This is a genomic window from Mesorhizobium sp. M1163, from assembly GCF_040318415.1.
GTDB lineage: Bacteria > Pseudomonadota > Alphaproteobacteria > Rhizobiales > Rhizobiaceae > Mesorhizobium.
The window spans coordinates 173,992-190,165 of sequence record NZ_JAMYMF010000008.1 but is presented as its reverse complement, the minus strand read 5'-3'; the positions used below and the strand labels follow the sequence as shown (position 1 = coordinate 190,165).

Sequence of the window (16,174 nt, the reverse complement as noted above, 5' to 3'; positions counted from 1 at the left end):
TTCCCATCAGCCATCGCATCAAGAAATGCGCCTGGAACGACGACTATCTCATCAATGCCATCACTCATATGCGATAGCCCTGCCCCTCGAGGGGGGAGATCACCCGCTCCGTCCTCCATCGCTTCCCTCAAGAAGGAACCACCCGTGACCCAACTCCCCCATGCCGAAGACCTCGGCAGGGCGCGGACGGCTGCCGATTTTGCCGCCGTCATCGCCTTGCTCGACACCGATCTCAACAATGCGATCGCCCGCAAGGGCGAGCTGGAAACTGAAAAGTTTCACGCGATCTTCGGCGCCGGCAATTTGACGGCGGCGCGTGCCGCATTGGACGACTGCACCGCTGAAATTGCGCTGATCGAGAAAACCATCGAAGACGCGGACGAGCGCCGCGTTGGCGCCCCCCTGGACGAACCCCCCGCCGAACCCTGCGCTGACACGCCGCCGCACGGCGACGAGGTCAGGACAAACGCCGAGGCTCTCGGCGAGCGCTGGCGCACGGTCCACTGGCTGATCGAGCAACTGCGCCAGGAGCTGTTCGCGGCCGATGCCTTGAGCCGCGCCGTCACCGCCGCCAACGGCGTGTCCGACGGCGCCGCCGGGGTCAAAGTCAACCTGACCACCATCCGGCGCACCGCCATGGCCGGCCCGCGGGCCACAGCACCCACGCGGCTCAGCCGCCCGGCGATCCAGGCCGACCGGCTGCTTTTGTCCTTCCTCAGTCCCGGCGGCGTGCTCGACCGGCGCCCTTCGATCGGCGCGCCGGTCGACGGCATCAAAAGCAAATTCATTCCCGCCGGCGAACGAGGCTGACCATGTGCACACTAGCTCTTATCGGCACGGCGCTTTCCGTCGGCGGCGCGCTGGCGGAAGGCCAGCAGTCCAGGCAGATGGCCGACTACCAGGCCAAAGCCTATGAACAGCAGGCGCGGGCCGACGCTCAAAGCTCGGCCTTCGAGCAGGGCCAGGAGCGCCACAAGCAGGACCTGCTGCAGGCGCAGGCGCGTGCCCAGGCCGGCGCTTCGGGCGTCGCCATAGCGGGATCGCCGACCGAGGTGCTGGCCGCCAATGCCAGGCAGGGCCAGCTCGACCTCAAGGCGATCCAGTACGGCTCGCAGCTGCGCCAGAACGGTCTCGGCACGCAGGCGGCGATCGCGCGCTTTTCCGGCAGGCAGGCAGTGGGCGCCTCGATCTTCAAGGCCGGCGGCAATCTGGTATCGGGCATCTCCGGCCTCTACGACCCGGCCAAGGCGGTGACGTTCGGCAGAAGCGCCTTCCCGCCGGCGCCGGGTGGAGGCCTCTACTGATGGCCACCATCCCGCTCCAGCTTGCCCAGCGCCGGCTCGATACCGGCACTGTGGCCTCCTATCCCAACGGCTCGCCGGGGGGCGCGGCCATGCAAGGCTTTGGCTACGAGCTCTCGGCGGTGGCCGAGCGCTTTCGGCAGCAGAAGCAGCAGCAGGATGCGTTCGACGCCGACATTATCGGCCGCGAGCTGAACGCACGCATCGCGCACGCCGAGGCCGTGGCGGTGCAGACCGCGCCGGCCGACGGCGGCGGCCTGCACGACTTCATGTATGGCCAGCTCGATCCGCGCAGCGACGGCGTCGTCAAGCCCGGCCTGTTCGACCAGATATTCGACGACACCGCGGCGAAAGTGCCGGAGGGCGAACGCGCCAATTTCCTCGCGCAAAAGCAGGCGTTGCGGCTCGCCGGCTCGGCGCGCATGGCCGCGCAGCAGCACGCGCGGCGCCAGAGTTACGAGCAGGCCGAGTGGACCAAGGTCGAGGATGGCTACACCAGCGCCATCGCGCAGGGCGACCCGGACGATAGCGCAACATTCGAGGCGATCAGGCAGAGCGGGCTCGAACTGATCGGCAAGATGGGCAACCCGGTGGCCCGGCAAGCCGCCGAGGCTGCCTGGCGCAGCAACGCGGCAAAGGCGCTAGTCCAGGCGATGATCGCCCAGGATCCGAAGCGCGCTGCCGAGATGCTGGGGGCGGTGTTGGCCGCAACGGACGGCAAGACCAAGGACGATACCGTCGAGGCTGTGAGTGGGCCTCCGGCGGATGGAACTGCCGCACCGGCTTCGCTCCGTGACCGGGTAGGCAAGCTTACGCCGGACGAAAGGTCGGCGCAGGCCTTTGGGGACGACATTGCCCCCGAAGAGCGGCCAGGGTTGGTCCAGCAGGCCCGAGCCGCCGACGCGATGCGGCAAGTCGAAAAACGCACAAACATTATCCTGGCCGAGCAGAATGCGCCGGCCGACATCAGGGACAGTGGAACCTATTCCGGCCCGATCCCAACGCCGGAACAATTCGTCGCTCTCTATGGCGCTACCGAAGGCGCCGGGCGCTTCGAGGCGTTCAACAGGACCGTTGAGGTTAATCGCCAATTCCACGGCATGCGCGACCTGTCGAATAACGCCGTGCGGGCCATGGTCAAGGACGCCGACCCCACCGCAGATAGTTCAACGCCGGAAGTGGACAAGGCACGCCATGACGCTATCGCCGCCGCCGCGGACCTGACGTTCAAGGCCAGGCAGGCCGATCCGGGCGGCTATGTCCGCGAGGCATTCGCGAACCTTGATGCGGCCTGGAGCAACCTGTCGAAGCCGGGAGACTATCGGGCGGCGATCATTGGCTCCATCGCCGCCCAGCAACAGTTGGGTTTTGAGACCGCCCAGCCGCTACCCAACTCTGTCGCTGAGGACATTGTCGGCAGACTCAAGGCCCAGCCGCAACACCAGACCGCAGAGCTGCGCAATGTGTTCGCCGCGCTACCGAATCAAGCCGCGCGCGAAGCGGTGCTGAGCCACCTGTTTCAGACCAGCGCGTCCCAAACGGACAACAGCATCGCGGACAGGTCGGTCCGGGCAGCTGTAGTCGACCCGATGATGCTGCTCGATTTAGCCAACACTGTCGAGCCAGGACGATCGGTATCAAGCGCGGAACTCACCAACTACTTACCGACGAATCAAGAGTGGCTCGGGAGATTGATAGCCGGCGACAGTGAGCGGGGGAGCCTATGGCGTCTTCTCGCGCAAAAACTCGTGGGCTCCGATGGGCTTGGCGAAGACAGCATCTCGGTGGCCGACTTCACGCCGTTGGGGACGTCATTTGCACTGGAGAAGGCTGGAAATGCAGCGCTGGAAGGCAACTACGACCAAACACTGCTCAATGCCGCGGGCGCAATTCCTGGCGATAAGTTGGCGGTGGTGGCCCTGGAACGCGCCGCGGCGAAGATTGCCAAGCCCTGGGTAGAGAAACTCTCAATATTTTCGAGGCGGCCGACTGACCTAGTCGAAGGCGGCGAGGCACTTGTTCGTGGGGTCGATGCCGAAACCCTTAGGCACCAGCAAGCGCTTGCGCGCTCGGTCTCGCCACCAATCCCACGCCGGAAGACGCGAGCCGGTGAAATGTCCGATAGTGCCTTTGATACCGCGTTACTAGGTGCGATGCTGCTAGGGATACGTCCAAAGTTAAACATGCCGGGGCGAAGGTTGGGTGGGCTCCATCCAAGGACTATCGAAAAACCTTTTTCGACGCGAATCCTAGTCTCAACAAAAGCGACTATATAGTGCATCATGGCGTCGAGCAGGGAGTTTTTAAAAGGTATCCCGGGCTTTTTGCAGAGCAAGAGCTGCATTCAATCGAGAATCTTCGTGGAATCCGGAACGAGTTCGACATAAATTTGCACCAGAAGGTCATTCGGAACGAGTGGGAATATTTCTATAAGAAAAACCCTCATGCTACTCGCCAGAAGGTCCTTGACTATGTTACGGAAATCGACAAGAAGTATGGACATTTGTTCCATCTACCAATAGGTGACTGATGAGATACTTTGACATTCTGCCCGATGTGGCCGGCGGATTGGGCGACGGCACTGTCATGGATACCAGTGTCCACCCTCCTATCGTGAGCAAGCTTGTGTACCAGATGGAGGGATGGATCGGTGATGTTCTTATAACAAGCTTTCCATGTTTCCTCGTGACGGAAGAGGCCGCGCACGCATTGTCAGAAATCGGCTTCACCGGAGCGGCATTCGCCCCTGTTGAAGTCATAACGTCCGAAGATTTTCGCGAACAGCAGCCCGAGGTAGAGCTTCCATCTTTCGTGTGGCTGAAGGTGAGCGGGAAGGCGGGTCACGATGACTTCGGCATCGCCAAGAACCTTGACCTCGTCTTATCAGAGCGAGTCTTCGATGTGTTTGATGAACGAGGTCTCCCTTCAGCTACCATCAAGCCGTTCGACATTTGGCATGAGCAGCGTTGAGCTTTGCGAGCCCATTCCGGTAGAGCCGTGCAGCGCACTCGCGACAAGCCTGTGCAGCGCTGAATATGGATGTGTCTCACGAGAAAGCGCTGGCCAACCGGGGGCACGCATCGTGCGAGAGCAGATCATATTAAACACCATAGCGATGCAGGAGACTATGCTCGCTGGGCAAGAAGAAGATGGCTCAAGCAAGAAATGAAAGGGAACACAAGTGGTCGAGCGAAATTGTAGCGACGTCAAACCCGACTTGACTAGCGTCACCCGCTTGCCGTCGGCTGACAAAAGCACAGGCGATGAAGAGCTTGATGCTGCACGTCTGGAAGCCCGAAAATATCTTGAGTTTTATGACTGGTTTCAGACATCAAGGGAGAATATCTTGGGTATGGGGCCGACGGCATAATATATATTTTCCTTTTCGAGATTGTACCTGGCAGGCCGGAAGTGGATCCGTGGGTATGGGTGATCGTAGGCGATGTGCCTCCGACACCTGACTTGTGAGGACGCCAAGACTCCATACGAGGCGCTGGATGGATATATCGGCGCCATGGAAGAGTGGGTCGAAGCTGCGCGACGGGGGGACCCGGTGGCGGATCTAATCCCGGTCGATGTGCCGGCTAGCCCAGCCAACGCCGAAATGTGGGTAGCCGTCTCAAGTTCCTTGATGAGAATGTGCTTCCGTTACTTCCGAAGTGATGTATCGGCGCTTCTCTGCAAGCGCCGTCAGCTAGCTAAAGGTTCTACCGTGCGGTGATCATCGGCAAGCCCCGAACTCGAGCAGCAAGCAGGCGCATTGCCCAGACTTCGATCGCAAAGAGCCGCGGCAAAGCAGCTTGGTTCAACCAGCTATACTAATCTCTTAGTGCTTTCACGATGCTGGCTTATGGCCCGCTGACCGCAGAGCGGTCCCAATTGGCGGTGCCTTCTGGATCGCCTCCTGTTTCAGATGAAGGATTGACGTGTTGCGCACAGACTCTTTTGCGACCATGGCAAGGATCGCTTTTCTGCTTACCTTGGCCGGTGTTCTCCTGCTCGCGCTTTCGCCGGCGCGCTTCCTGCAGGAGTTGGACATGGGCTTCACCTTCCACCATGACAAGCTCAACCACGCCGCGGCGTTCGCTGCGTTGGCGGCGCTCGGAAGCCTCGGCTGGCCGGAACACAAGACGAGGCTGGTCGTGCTCCTCGCCATTACCGGCGCGGCGATCGAGCTGCTTCAGGGCGCGCAGCTGATCGCGCGCGATATGGATATCCTCGACTGGGTCGCCGACTGCGCCGGCATGGCCTGCGGGCTGGCGGCGATCGGCGGCACAAGAAGGCTCATTGGCGGATCGCTATAGCCCTGGACCGCGTTGCTCGCTGTCCGCAAAATTGTCCGTGAATACACCGGCCGCGCCGGATAACGCGGTGTCCGCCGCGCAGCTTAGATTTCCCACCGCCAGCACCGAACCCCCTTCCAGCCTCGCTCATGCGGGGCTTTTTTTATGGAGCAAGCCCTCATGTCCCGACCTGCAACTGCCGCCGTTCGTCTCCTGACCGGCGAACGCGAACCCGTGCGCCTCGCAACCACGGCCGACATCCTCCTGCACGGCCTGCAGGCCATCGACGGCGTGCCGGCCGAAATCGGCGACCGCGTGCTGGTCAAGGACCAGGCCGACCCGACGCAGAACGGCATCTATACGGCGAGCGAAGGCGACTGGTTCCGCGCCGCCGACGCCCGCACCACGCGCACCGTGCAGAAGGGCACGACCGTTCACACCCAGATCGGGTCGGTCAACGCCGACCGCGTGTTCGAGTTCACGGCCGACGAGCCGGCAGTCGGCGCCGATGCCATCACCATCGCCGCATCCGTTCCGCCCGACATCGCCAACGTGGTCGAAGAGGTCGAAGCGCTGCGCGACGAAACCCATGCCTTGAAGGATGCTGCCGCAGCCAGCGCCGGCCAGGCATCCGCCAGCGCAGCCGCTTCGGCCGCGAATGCCGGACAAACCACAGCCGACCGGGCTGCCACCAATTCCGATGCAGTCGCCGCGGCGGCCGCAGTCATCAGCGCCCAGGCCGCACGCGACGCTTCGCTCCACGGCAAGGGCATTTTCCCGACGACTGCGGCGGCAATCGGCTTCGGCGTCGTCGGCAATGGTGCGATCACGGCGGGCTCGGGCGGCGCCAATGGCACGTTCGACCTGGCGTTTACCGGCGGCACCGGTTCGGGCGCGGCCGGCCGCTTCGTGGTGGCGGGCGGGGCGCTGACGCAGATACTGATCACGGCGCCGGGCTCCTACACGGTGGCGCCGACGTTCAGCTTCGGGGCGTCGGCGGGGCTGGCCGGCGCCGCGGCGGTGGCGGTAATGGGCAGGAATGTCGATGTCGGCGAGTATTTCTGGACGGAGGTCAGCGCCGGCTTGCTTGGCCTATTCCGAGTTGACGCCGGGCCGGTTGCAACCGACATAGGAGTTCGTTCATCGACGGCCAGCATTGTGACGAACGTCGATGCGCTGTCGCGCATAGAAGGGCTTGCGGTCACTACGATCAAGCTGACCGAGGGCACTGGTTCCGTCGCGCCGACCTGTTTCCGAACCTATACATTCTCGACTGGCGTCGTAGTCGAGCATGTCGTGACCGCCAGGGCATCCGAGCGCCGGCTGCTGCAGCTGCTTTCCAACGGGCCAGCTGTCTATACCGCCAATTTCGATCTGTCGGACGGTACATCCACGGCGACCGAGCGAGGGTTTCGATCGGTGCCGACAGCCATTTGGATGGACATTTGCAAATCTTCGCCCATGCAGGCCGCATCGAGATCGGCGATTGGTTCTACCTTGGACCCGGCTCAACGGTTTGGTCGTCTGATCCGGTGGGGATCAAGATCGGCAAGCGGGTGCACGTTTCATGGGGGGTCGCGATCCACGATACCAACTCGCATCCCATGGACCCTCGGAAGCGGTTTGCGCAAATGCAGGCCATCTTCAAGGAAGGTCACCCGCGCGTCGACCCCGGCATCCGATCGTCGCCAATTGTGATTGGAGATGACGTCTGGATCGGCAACAGCGCCATGATCATGAAGGGTGTCACCATCGGCGATCGGGCTATTATCTCGGCCGGGTCAATTGTTCGATACGACGTTCCGGCCGATGCATTGGTGCGGCCAGCAGACCTAGTGAAGTGATGCCTGTCGCTGCCGCTCATCAACGAGGGTCGTGCCGTCGTATCGCACTGCATGTCGAGCCGGTCGTCCAGTCTACATTTCTCGTCTCGATCTCAGGGCGCTTCGATAAAAGGCATATGCTTGATGCGCTCCCATTGGTCTTTAGCCGTAGTTCTAGACCAGCGGTTACGCAGGACGTTCTCTCGATAGGCCTGGGCAGGCTCTAATTCCGGTATGTCCGAAGCGTCAGGTAAGAAGAACGCGTTCGCGCCGGCGGCCGAGACGGCAACGAGCTTGTAGTCGTGCGTCTTGCATAGCTTGGTCAGGGCGGTGATCGATGCACCGTGATACCAGCCGCTGTCATGCTTGGCCGTGCGGTCGAACGCGAGATCATAGGGCACGGTGATTGGGTTGAGACCGAAACTGGCATTGTACTCCGCGACAATGACAGCCGGACGCACTGGCAGCAGGGCTTGCAGAAACCAGTAGTCGTTGCCGTCGACGTCGACGGAAAGCACTCCAAGCTGTGGAAAATGCGTGGCGAGGTTTTTGATGTTGTCAAGATCGATGAAGCTCTGGCGCACTTCGATCCGCTTTGGAAGCAGCGAGCGGGCCAACCGCACGGTCGTTGCGTCGCCGTCGACGAGCAGACCCCTGAAGTCGCTAAGCCCAATGCAGTTGTATTCCGTGGGATGAAAACCAAACTCCAAGAATGTTTTCGGGCTTTGACCAACGATCCGCGACAGGATCACGCTCTCGTCGGATTGTGGAGAGCCACCAAGGTGAGCTTTTGCGAGGTGAAAACAATAGCGGAGCGGGGTTGCGCGAAGAAAGGCATGCACGCGCGACTGGACATTCATCGCTAGATGACTCCTCGATCGCCCGCCGCAGCAAATTATTTGCAACAAACAGCGACGGTTTGCAACCTTGCGCAACGACCGCGATCGCCTGCCAGACGCTTCGTTCGAACCGCCGAAAAGAAGAACTGCGCTCGAGAGCGGCGCGAGACGCATCTGCAAAGGCATTTGACCGGAAAAGGCGCTCCGGCTGAGGTTGATGGCCGAGGCGCCGAGACTACCAGAGCGTTTCACTAACCTGCAAAGCTGTCGGCTCAGGAACGCCTTGCGATCGGAACATTGGCGCTAAATTGGGTGAGCTGCTGTCGTGCAATGCCTTGCCGCAGATGGCGCAGATTCAGCAGTTGCGCTTGTTGAGGGTGGGATTCTGCGGTTTGTCGCTTCAAGCCGGTTCCACCTATAAAGCTTTCGCGACGCAACCATAGTCCTACGGCGACCCTTGCTCAGTTCCTCTGGCGAACCTGTTGGGATAAAGGTCGGTCCTTAGCCTTCTGATGGCAGCAAGGGCGCCTGTGGTTCCGCATCTGAGATGGGCGCTTTTACGATATCTGGCGCAGCGCGGCGCGCTTTGCTGCCATAGTCGATCTTCTTCGACTGCTTCTTGGCCCACTCTTCGACAAAATACCAGAGCAACAAAGCCGCGCCGAAACACGCGGCAAGCGCAATAGCCGATGGCAGCCATGGGGAGCCGGGGAACACCCGCTTGGATAGTTTTACGAACCTCATGCCGATAGGGACGTGCACGAGGTAAAGCGAATACGAGATCATCCCGACCCTGCTGAACAGGGACGACGCCGGCACCCAAGAGATTGCAATCGCAGTCGAGGCTAGAAGACAGGTGATTGCCCGCTCCGGTCCAAGCGTCCACCATACCACGGCGCAAAGGGCAGCGATCCCGACGCAGAACGTGTTGAGGTCAACCCGCTTCGTCTAGAACATGAAGGTCAGAATGCCGGTGCCGAACACGCTCAAATGGGGCGGCAGGAATTCGACATATCCGGTGCTCACGATAGAGAGCGCGGCAAACCCGCCAAGCATTGCCAAGCCTGCAGTCCTGCTGCTGACCAGGATCGGAAAGAGCAGTCCTATCACCACGTAATATTGAAACTCGATAGCCAGCGTCCAGAACGGTCCGCTAAGCCAAGGCTGACCCACGAAGGCGTTCACATAGCCGATATGCAAAAGCACGTTGGTGACGGTGTAGGGAGGATGCGAGGTGTTGAGTTGCGGGATGTGAGCCAGCGCCACGCCGCTGATCAGGATGAAGGCGATCGTCACGAAGTAGGGCGGTTCGAGGCGGACCATGCGCCGGGCAATGAAGCGGAAATAGCCGCTGATCTTGTGCCCAGCGAGGTCCATCGACAGCGGAACGATAAAGCCTGAAATCACGAAGGACAGCGGCACGCCCATGCGGCCATAGCTCCACACGTCATCGACGCCGTATCCAATCCCGGCAGTACCGACGACATGGAAGACACACCATGAGAGCCGTGATGCCTCGAAGGGCATCTAGTGTCTGGTTGCGCATTCTTCCCCGCTGTGAGTTCGTCGCTAAGCCGCAAGGTGTGCCATCCGGCAACTGAATGCGCAACGTCAATTGCTATTCTGGCGCGGCTTCGCAGGGAGAAACGCCCTAATCTGTTCCGCCCATAAAGTATATGCGGCTCCCGTAATATGCGTGCCATCGACTGAATATTTCGGCAGCAAGACGCCATTCGGCGCAAGGGTCGCATTGAGGTCCAGATAGTCGCAGACCGAGCCGGAACATAGGGCTTGCAGCTTGCGGTTCAGCTCAGCGGTGGCTTCATTTATTTTGGGATATCGGTCGCTTCGGAACAGTGTAGATTGAACCACTACCGCTTTGGAGCCAGCGCTTTGATGATCCTGTTGTAGCGCCCGAAGGTCCCATTCGCGTCTAGCCTGATCGTGAAGTCATTCGTGCCGATCATCACGAAGGCAATATCGGCATCGACGCGGGAAAGTTCATCGGTTCGAGCCAGAAGGCCGGCCGTGTTGTCGCTGTAGACGCCGCGGTTGATGATCCGGTAATCAGGAAAGATCGCGTCCCAATCGCCCATTTCCGTGATCGAGTCGCCGATCATCACAGCGTCACCAGAACTCCGGCGGGCCGCAAAGATGCTGTTGCGGGCCGCCTGATACGTGGTTGCCGGAACGCTTACCGCTTCAGGCCAGATGGAAGCCTTTAGCGGCATGTAGCCCCAATGACCGAACGCCGAGCCGGCGAGGAACCCGGCAACAAGGATGGAAGTCTTTCGCATCCTTAGCCCCTACGTGAAATCCCGAAACATCAGGGTGGCTCAAGCAGGCCCCCTACCGGCTAGAGCCCTAACTGCTCGGGCCGACCAGCCCTTGAGCCCTCTGGAACCTCTCATGATCGCCGAAAGCTTTAGATGCCCAAGGGCAGTAATTCAATATAGCCTTCCACAACATTGGAAGGTGACCACGGGCACTGCGTCCCAGGAGGACCTGCGAAGCGCGCATCACCGATCGCATATCCCGCGCGTCGGGGCATTGATCGGCATCGGCGACGACGAAATTCGTGCCGAATCAAAAGGCATCCGAGTAGCCAATCCCTGTGAAAATAGGAACCTAACAACCTACCCGCGAGGGCGGAGCTGACTGGAGCGCTCTGCTCGTCGCAGTAGCATTTAATCTCGCGGGAGGATCGGGTCCCTCGCTGGCCAAACAATCTGCCTAGACATTTAGAGTCACGACAGCAGAAAAAAGCCGAGCAAAACCGCGAACACTGCGTCCGCCGCCGCCAGCGGCTAGCGCCTGCTGTCCTGCGGCTTCTCTTGAGGCTCCTGGCCTTTCGACCACCAGACAAAATACAGCGAGCCCATCTTCATCACAGGCACACGGCGGTCGCGTTCCCTGGCTCGCAACTCACGATAGGTCTTCATCTTCAGAGTGCCGCCCGGCAACCTGATACGCACTGCCATCGGTCCAACTCCCCGTTGTGCAACGCAGCAATTGTGTGCAATGCGGTAAGTAGAGACCTTCCGTTACGGAAGAGTCAACAGCAGCATCATCAACTTATTTTGCGAGCTGGCCGGCGCAGGCTTCGCGGTGCCGGGCGGGCAGGCGCAGGCCTGTCCGAAGGAGCTTCATCCTGGCGAGTGGTCGTCAATCAGGCGCTGGCGGTTCGACCACCAGGTGAAATAGACCCGGCCGAGCCTGACGACGGGTACGCGGCGGGCGCGTTCGCGATCGCGCAATTCGCGATACACCTTCACCTTCAGCGTGCCGCCAGGCATCCTGATACGCACCGCCATCGATTCCGCCACCCCATTGTGCAACGCAGCACAAGAGACCTTCCGTGGCGGAAGAGTCAACGCCTGCCGCTGACTATTTTTGGGATTTGGCGAGCGGTCTGGGAGGTTTCGGCGCGCAGGGCGGTTCCTGATCCCGCACGGAGGCACCAGTGCCCGGACGGGATCGTCGGGTGCGCCGGCTATTTCCTGGGCGGGGGTTTTTTGGGCGAGGATGGACGATCGGACATGCTGCTCGGCCACCAGATGACGAAGTAATTGCCGACCTGCCAAACCGGCACCTCGCGATTCTGCTCGCGGCGCCGCAGCTCGTCGCTTTTCTTGATCTTCAAAGTCCCGCCTGGAAGCCTGATTCTTATCGTCACGTGTCCTCCCGCACCCGCTACAGGTACGAACGATATACGCGAACAGTTTCATCCCGGCTAAGCGATTTCATCCAGGCCGAGCAATTTCGGGGCCGATACAGCGCGCCGGACCGGCGCGAGATCGCCGAAACCGGCTCTATTTGAAGAAATCCGCAATGCCGTTGATGGCCAGCACCGCATAGACGATCGGTCCGGCGATAAACGCACAATAAAGGCAGAGGATCGCTGCCAGCACCGCGAGCAGCGGCTTGTCGCGACCGACGGCGCGGAGCTCGGACCTCACCGACCAGCGCGCCGCAGCGGTTTGTTCATCATCAGGCATATGCACCATCCCGCGCCCATTTCACACGGCGGGTCGAAAACATCAACCTTCCTTGCCACATCGGCACGCGCTGCCGCCCAATTCTGCTTTGCCGCCACGCATCCGTTTTTCAACCTCAAAACCCTGCCCGCAAGGGCGGAAAGGAAACCCATGGACCTTTCATTCAAGGGCGCCGCGAGGCGCCTCGATGACATAGATTTGCCGAAACTCGGCGCCCGGATCGGCGTCGGCGAGGACGAGATCCACGCGTTCCTCGATGTTGAAACCAGCGGGCATGGCTTCGACGCCGTTGGCCGGCCGGTCATCCTGTTCGAACCGCACGTCTTCTACCGCAACCTGTCGGGTGCCAAGCGGGCAACAGCGGTAGCCGCCGGCCTCGCCTATCCGAAGTGGGGCGAGAAGCCCTATCCAAGGGATAGCTACCCACGGCTCAGGGCAGCTTGTGCGATCGACGAAACCGCGGCGCTCAAATCGGCCTCATGGGGCTTGGGCCAGGTTCTCGGCGAGAATTTCAAGGCGGCCGGTTTTCTTACCGTGCAGGCGATGGCCGAGGCGATGATGGCGGACGAGGCGCTGCAGCTCGGCGCGGCGATCGATTTCATCGTCGAGAAGCGGCTCGACGACAATCTGCGCAATCACGACTGGGCGGGATTCGCCAAGGGCTACAACGGCGCCGGCTATCGCAAGAACTCCTACGATACCAGGCTTGCCGAGGCCTATCGCAAATGGTCGCGCATCAAGGACACGCCGTGGCCGTCTGCCGGTCCGGTGTCATCGGCGGTCGTCCCTGCAGCCCCGCCAGAGCCCGCGAAGCCGATTGCCGTTCCACCGCCGGCCGCCGCGCCCTCTGCGCCTCCTGTGGCTGTCGCCAAGCCCGGCTTCCGGGCAGCGCTGATCGCAGCCGTCCTGAAACTATCAGCCATCCTCAAACTGTTTGGAAGGAAATGACATGTGGACCCGGATCAAGAGCTTTTTCTGCGACAGCGAGACAATATTCTGGGCGCGGCTTCAGGCGGCCATCGGCGTCATCGCGAGCATCGTCACCTATGTCGACCCGCAGGTTCTTTCGCCGATCATTCCGGGCGAATGGTTCCCCTGGTTTCTTGTGGTCAACGGCGTTTTGACCGAGTTCCTTCGCCGCCGCCGCGCGGAGGATTTGTGATGGCCGCACTCCTCGCCATTCTCGGCGCCATCATCGGCAACAAGCTCGTCATGACTATATTCGCTGCTGTGGCCGGCGGTATCGGCCTTTATGTTGCCGGCGGCATCAACCGGGCGAAGAAAGAAGCGGCCAAACAGGCCGAGGCAAAAGTCGCGGCCGCCGAGGACCGCCTCGAAATGAACCGCGAGGCCGCCGCCGAAGGGCGCAAGGCCGCCGGCATGACCGATGCGGCAGCACGAGCGGAGGCTGGGAAATGGGCAAAGCGCTGATCCTCTGCCTGGTGCTCGCCGGCTGCACGACGACCACGCCGGCCGGCAATCCGCGCCAGGTCTGGTGCGACCACAACCAGCCGCGCCGGCCATCGGCGGCCGTCGTCGCCGCCATGACCCGGCCCGAGCTCGACGAGATGAACGCCTTCAACGGGCAGGGTGCCAGATGGTGCGGGTGGACGCCATGATGCACGAATTGCTCGACGTTCTGGGCATCAAGGCGCCGGTGTTGGTCGCCGGCCTTTCTGGCGGCATTTTGCGGGCCTTGTCGCGTCACCGCTACAAGGTCCGCGAGATGGTGGCCTCGCCGATCTGCGGCGCGCTGGCGGCGGCCTATCTGACGCTGCCGGTCGTGCATTATTTCCGCGCCGCCGGCCTGCCCATCCCTTCCCCGGACGACGACACCACGACGCTCGCCGCGGCTTTTCTAATTGGCGTATCGGCGATGTGGATCTCGGATATCGTCTTCGAGGTGATCGTGCGCCGGTTCGGGCCGGTGAAGGAGGAGTAAGCCGCCCAAGCTGACAAAAGAGTGATGTTTAATTGAGCCCGCCGCGCCGAAAGGTGCGGCGGGCTTTTGCATTTTTCCTGGCATTCTGTACGATCTTTCCTTCGCGACAGGGCGGCTCGATCCGACGCCTGCCAGACCAAGATGCGCGTTAGGCTTCACGGGAGATGGTGTCATGCTTGCCAGAGTCCTGACACAAGCGGCAGTCCTGACAGCCGGGGCGCTTCTGTTTGCCGCGACGGCCTACGCCCGGCCGGACAGCCGCGCGATGACGTGCGAACAGACACAGCTTCTGATCCAGAGGCATCGCTCGGTGGTGCTCACCACCGGACGGAACACCTACGACCGATACGTCCGCCGATTCGGCAATGAATGCGACTGGCCACAGGTGCCGGGCGCCGCTTATATCAAGACGCGTGACGGTCAATGTCTGGTCTATCGCTGCCAGGAGCCGGTCTTCGACCTCCCGAATTGAAAGCAGGGGCTTTTTCATCCGGCCGCCGACGCGGACAGCGAGGGCAGTGCGAAAGGCGGTGGCTCATTCTTCGTCGAAAGGACCACCTTCGCGTGCGAGATCGCGTGAAATAACGCGTTCATCGGTATCGTCCGGCAACGCCTCGTCGCTTTCCTGGTAAGCGTTATCGTCATCCTCCTCCGGCAGTTCGCCGTCTTTCTCGACGTCGTAACGGATGTCGCCGTTTTGCGGCACGCCGTCTGGGAGAATTCTCCCGCTCCGGATGGCGTCCCAGTCCTGCTGCTGGATCGTCGGGCTCTCGGTCTCGTCGTCGGTTCGTTCTTTCCTGCGCGGTTCCATCGCTGGTTCTCCATAATGTCGGTGGCACCTGAACTGGCTCAATGGTTGAACTCATAAGTCTGGTGGCCGGTTCCCGGGACACTGCGGTCCGGGCGCATTGCCGCACGACGGAACCAATCGCGCCTGCCTGCCTTCACAAGTCAGACGATCCTGGCGCGAAAGGAGCTCGACATGAGACCGCTCATTTTCTTGCCGTACATGCTAGGCGCGCTGGTGCTGGCGGTGCCAGCGTCCGCGCAGCCGGGCGAACAGTCGCAATCCGACCGCTGCAAGGTCGAGCCGCCGGACAAGAACAGCCAGCAGCAGAAGCCGGCCGGCAACAATTTGTCCGATACGCTCGAGCCATGCGGTGGGGTGCTGAAGCCGCCGCCAACGGGCGATCAGGGCATGGCGTCGCCGCCGCCGGATGAGGGCAGGACCCCGGTGATCAAGCCTGGCGAGGTGCCGCCACAGCCGCCCAAGCAGTAGCCGCTTCAATTGCTGCCACAGAGGCTGCCCATGGGGCTGCGACGGGCGGTAACGCCGCGCCGCTCGAGCCGGCAGGTTTGTTGCAGTCGCCTAGGAACATTAGCTTGTCCTAAATGTTGTTTTAGACGCAGCCGATATCACCCCCTCCGGTATCGCTGCTGATCGGGAAACCGATCGGCCCGCGTCTTGCGACGCGGGCCACCGCAGTTCATCCGCAGTCCATTCGCCGCACCGCACGGGCACTTCACCGCTATTCGATTAGCCGCCACTTACGGAACAACAAGGTGGCCTGGGCGTTTGCCTAGAGGGTTCGCCGCTTCGACCGGAATGCCGCGTCGCAACCGTAAAGGCGAGGCCCGTAACAACAGGAGTAGACGATGAAAATCCACCTTGTTCCTGCTGCGGCGGGATTGGTGTTGCTCGCCGGCGTCGGCGTGGCCACCGCAGACCAGGTGATTGTCACACCCGAACAGCAGACGGTCATCCGCGAATACGTCCACAAGCACCCGTTGGCGTCGATCAATCTTCTGGGGGTGGAGCTCAATATCGGTTCCACGTTGCCCGATACGGTCGAGCTGCAACCGATCGATGTTCCCGACGTGCAATACAGATACGTCGTCGTCGACGGTCGCACCGTGCTCGTCGACCCCGGCACGCGCAGGATCGTGCACGTCATCGAGTGACCGGCGTTCCCAAACCGCGAACCGGA

24 protein-coding genes are annotated in these 16,174 nt (G+C 61.4%); 15 read left to right on the top strand and 9 right to left on the bottom strand.

The window, feature by feature from the left end; all coding sequences use genetic code 11:
* Positions 1-144 precede the first annotated feature (144 nt).
* The 7 genes from NKH43_RS10700 (at position 145) to NKH43_RS10670 (ending at position 7,428) form a co-directional block, all read left to right on the top strand.
* Positions 145-810 carry a hypothetical protein gene (locus NKH43_RS10700; RefSeq protein WP_031195435.1) on the top strand — a complete coding sequence of 222 codons (666 nt, stop codon included), beginning with the start codon at positions 145-147 and terminating at the stop codon, positions 808-810.
* A 2-nt stretch (positions 811-812) separates the two neighbouring features.
* Positions 813-1,304, top strand: coding sequence for a hypothetical protein (locus tag NKH43_RS10695; protein WP_352858081.1), 492 nt, complete (start codon positions 813-815; stop codon positions 1,302-1,304).
* Positions 1,305-1,393: 89 nt separating this feature from the next.
* Positions 1,394-3,577 (top strand): hypothetical protein, encoded by a 2,184-nt coding sequence (locus NKH43_RS10690; RefSeq protein WP_352858079.1) that lies wholly within the window; start codon positions 1,394-1,396, stop codon positions 3,575-3,577.
* 253 nt (positions 3,578-3,830) lie between these two features.
* A complete protein-coding gene (locus NKH43_RS10685; RefSeq protein ID WP_023723056.1) occupies positions 3,831-4,271 on the top strand; it encodes a hypothetical protein in 441 nt (146 codons plus the stop codon).
* A 959-nt stretch (positions 4,272-5,230) separates the two neighbouring features.
* Positions 5,231-5,605: a hypothetical protein gene (locus NKH43_RS10680; RefSeq protein ID WP_352858077.1), complete on the top strand. Its 375-nt coding sequence runs from the start codon at positions 5,231-5,233 to the stop codon at positions 5,603-5,605.
* A gap of 159 nt (positions 5,606-5,764) precedes the next feature.
* Positions 5,765-7,282 carry a hypothetical protein gene (locus NKH43_RS10675; RefSeq protein ID WP_352858074.1) on the top strand — a complete coding sequence of 506 codons (1,518 nt, stop codon included), beginning with the start codon at positions 5,765-5,767 and terminating at the stop codon, positions 7,280-7,282.
* Positions 7,189-7,428, top strand: a complete 240-nt coding sequence (locus tag NKH43_RS10670; protein WP_352858071.1) for a DapH/DapD/GlmU-related protein — start codon at positions 7,189-7,191, stop codon at positions 7,426-7,428. Before NKH43_RS10675 ends, NKH43_RS10670 begins: the two co-directional genes overlap by 94 nt.
* A gap of 92 nt (positions 7,429-7,520) precedes the next feature.
* Here the strand turns inward: NKH43_RS10670 and NKH43_RS10665 are convergent, their stop codons facing one another.
* From NKH43_RS10665 to NKH43_RS10630, 8 genes are all read right to left on the bottom strand, one after another.
* Entirely contained in the window at positions 7,521-8,267 is a 747-nt protein-coding gene (locus NKH43_RS10665; protein WP_352496029.1) for a hypothetical protein, read from the bottom strand.
* A 480-nt stretch (positions 8,268-8,747) separates the two neighbouring features.
* Positions 8,748-9,032, bottom strand: a complete 285-nt coding sequence (locus tag NKH43_RS10660) for an acyltransferase family protein (RefSeq protein WP_352858068.1) — start codon at positions 9,030-9,032, stop codon at positions 8,748-8,750.
* Positions 9,033-9,194: 162 nt separating this feature from the next.
* Positions 9,195-9,773 carry an acyltransferase family protein gene (locus NKH43_RS10655; RefSeq protein ID WP_352858065.1) on the bottom strand — a complete coding sequence of 193 codons (579 nt, stop codon included), beginning with the start codon at positions 9,771-9,773 and terminating at the stop codon, positions 9,195-9,197.
* Between the two features lie 344 nt (positions 9,774-10,117).
* A complete protein-coding gene (locus NKH43_RS10650; RefSeq protein WP_352858062.1) occupies positions 10,118-10,543 on the bottom strand; it encodes a GDSL-type esterase/lipase family protein in 426 nt (141 codons plus the stop codon).
* Between the two features lie 510 nt (positions 10,544-11,053).
* Positions 11,054-11,227 (bottom strand): hypothetical protein, encoded by a 174-nt coding sequence (locus tag NKH43_RS10645; protein WP_352858060.1) that lies wholly within the window; start codon positions 11,225-11,227, stop codon positions 11,054-11,056.
* A 165-nt stretch (positions 11,228-11,392) separates the two neighbouring features.
* Entirely contained in the window at positions 11,393-11,560 is a 168-nt protein-coding gene (locus NKH43_RS10640) for a hypothetical protein (RefSeq protein ID WP_352496032.1), read from the bottom strand.
* 179 nt (positions 11,561-11,739) lie between these two features.
* Positions 11,740-11,889 carry a hypothetical protein gene (locus NKH43_RS10635; RefSeq protein ID WP_352858058.1) on the bottom strand — a complete coding sequence of 50 codons (150 nt, stop codon included), beginning with the start codon at positions 11,887-11,889 and terminating at the stop codon, positions 11,740-11,742.
* Between the two features lie 169 nt (positions 11,890-12,058).
* Positions 12,059-12,244 (bottom strand): hypothetical protein, encoded by a 186-nt coding sequence (locus tag NKH43_RS10630; protein ID WP_023723040.1) that lies wholly within the window; start codon positions 12,242-12,244, stop codon positions 12,059-12,061.
* 150 nt (positions 12,245-12,394) lie between these two features.
* Here NKH43_RS10630 and NKH43_RS10625 point away from each other — a divergent pair, with 150 nt between their 5' ends.
* The 6 genes from NKH43_RS10625 (at position 12,395) to NKH43_RS10600 (ending at position 14,658) form a co-directional block, all read left to right on the top strand.
* Complete coding sequence (locus tag NKH43_RS10625; RefSeq protein ID WP_352858056.1) at positions 12,395-13,192, top strand: N-acetylmuramidase family protein; 798 nt, start codon at positions 12,395-12,397, stop codon at positions 13,190-13,192.
* A 1-nt stretch (position 13,193) separates the two neighbouring features.
* Positions 13,194-13,406 carry a hypothetical protein gene (locus tag NKH43_RS10620; protein WP_023723038.1) on the top strand — a complete coding sequence of 71 codons (213 nt, stop codon included), beginning with the start codon at positions 13,194-13,196 and terminating at the stop codon, positions 13,404-13,406.
* Positions 13,406-13,675 carry a hypothetical protein gene (locus tag NKH43_RS10615; protein ID WP_352858053.1) on the top strand — a complete coding sequence of 90 codons (270 nt, stop codon included), beginning with the start codon at positions 13,406-13,408 and terminating at the stop codon, positions 13,673-13,675. Before NKH43_RS10620 ends, NKH43_RS10615 begins: the two co-directional genes overlap by 1 nt.
* Positions 13,660-13,863, top strand: a complete 204-nt coding sequence (locus NKH43_RS10610) for a hypothetical protein (RefSeq protein WP_352858050.1) — start codon at positions 13,660-13,662, stop codon at positions 13,861-13,863. The genes NKH43_RS10615 and NKH43_RS10610 overlap by 16 nt, the downstream gene beginning before the upstream one ends.
* Entirely contained in the window at positions 13,863-14,186 is a 324-nt protein-coding gene (locus NKH43_RS10605; protein WP_036245970.1) for a hypothetical protein, read from the top strand. The genes NKH43_RS10610 and NKH43_RS10605 overlap by 1 nt, the downstream gene beginning before the upstream one ends.
* 172 nt (positions 14,187-14,358) lie before the next feature.
* Positions 14,359-14,658: a hypothetical protein gene (locus tag NKH43_RS10600; RefSeq protein WP_352481618.1), complete on the top strand. Its 300-nt coding sequence runs from the start codon at positions 14,359-14,361 to the stop codon at positions 14,656-14,658.
* Positions 14,659-14,721: 63 nt separating this feature from the next.
* On the opposite strand, the gene NKH43_RS10595 is transcribed toward NKH43_RS10600, so the two are convergent.
* Positions 14,722-14,997: a hypothetical protein gene (locus NKH43_RS10595; protein WP_023723033.1), complete on the bottom strand. Its 276-nt coding sequence runs from the start codon at positions 14,995-14,997 to the stop codon at positions 14,722-14,724.
* Between the two features lie 171 nt (positions 14,998-15,168).
* On the opposite strand from NKH43_RS10595, the gene NKH43_RS10590 reads away from it, so the two are divergent.
* Positions 15,169-15,465 (top strand): hypothetical protein, encoded by a 297-nt coding sequence (locus NKH43_RS10590; protein WP_352788664.1) that lies wholly within the window; start codon positions 15,169-15,171, stop codon positions 15,463-15,465.
* A 377-nt stretch (positions 15,466-15,842) separates the two neighbouring features.
* Positions 15,843-16,148: a DUF1236 domain-containing protein gene (locus NKH43_RS10585; protein WP_031195423.1), complete on the top strand. Its 306-nt coding sequence runs from the start codon at positions 15,843-15,845 to the stop codon at positions 16,146-16,148.
* The last annotated feature ends 26 nt before the right edge of the window (positions 16,149-16,174 follow it).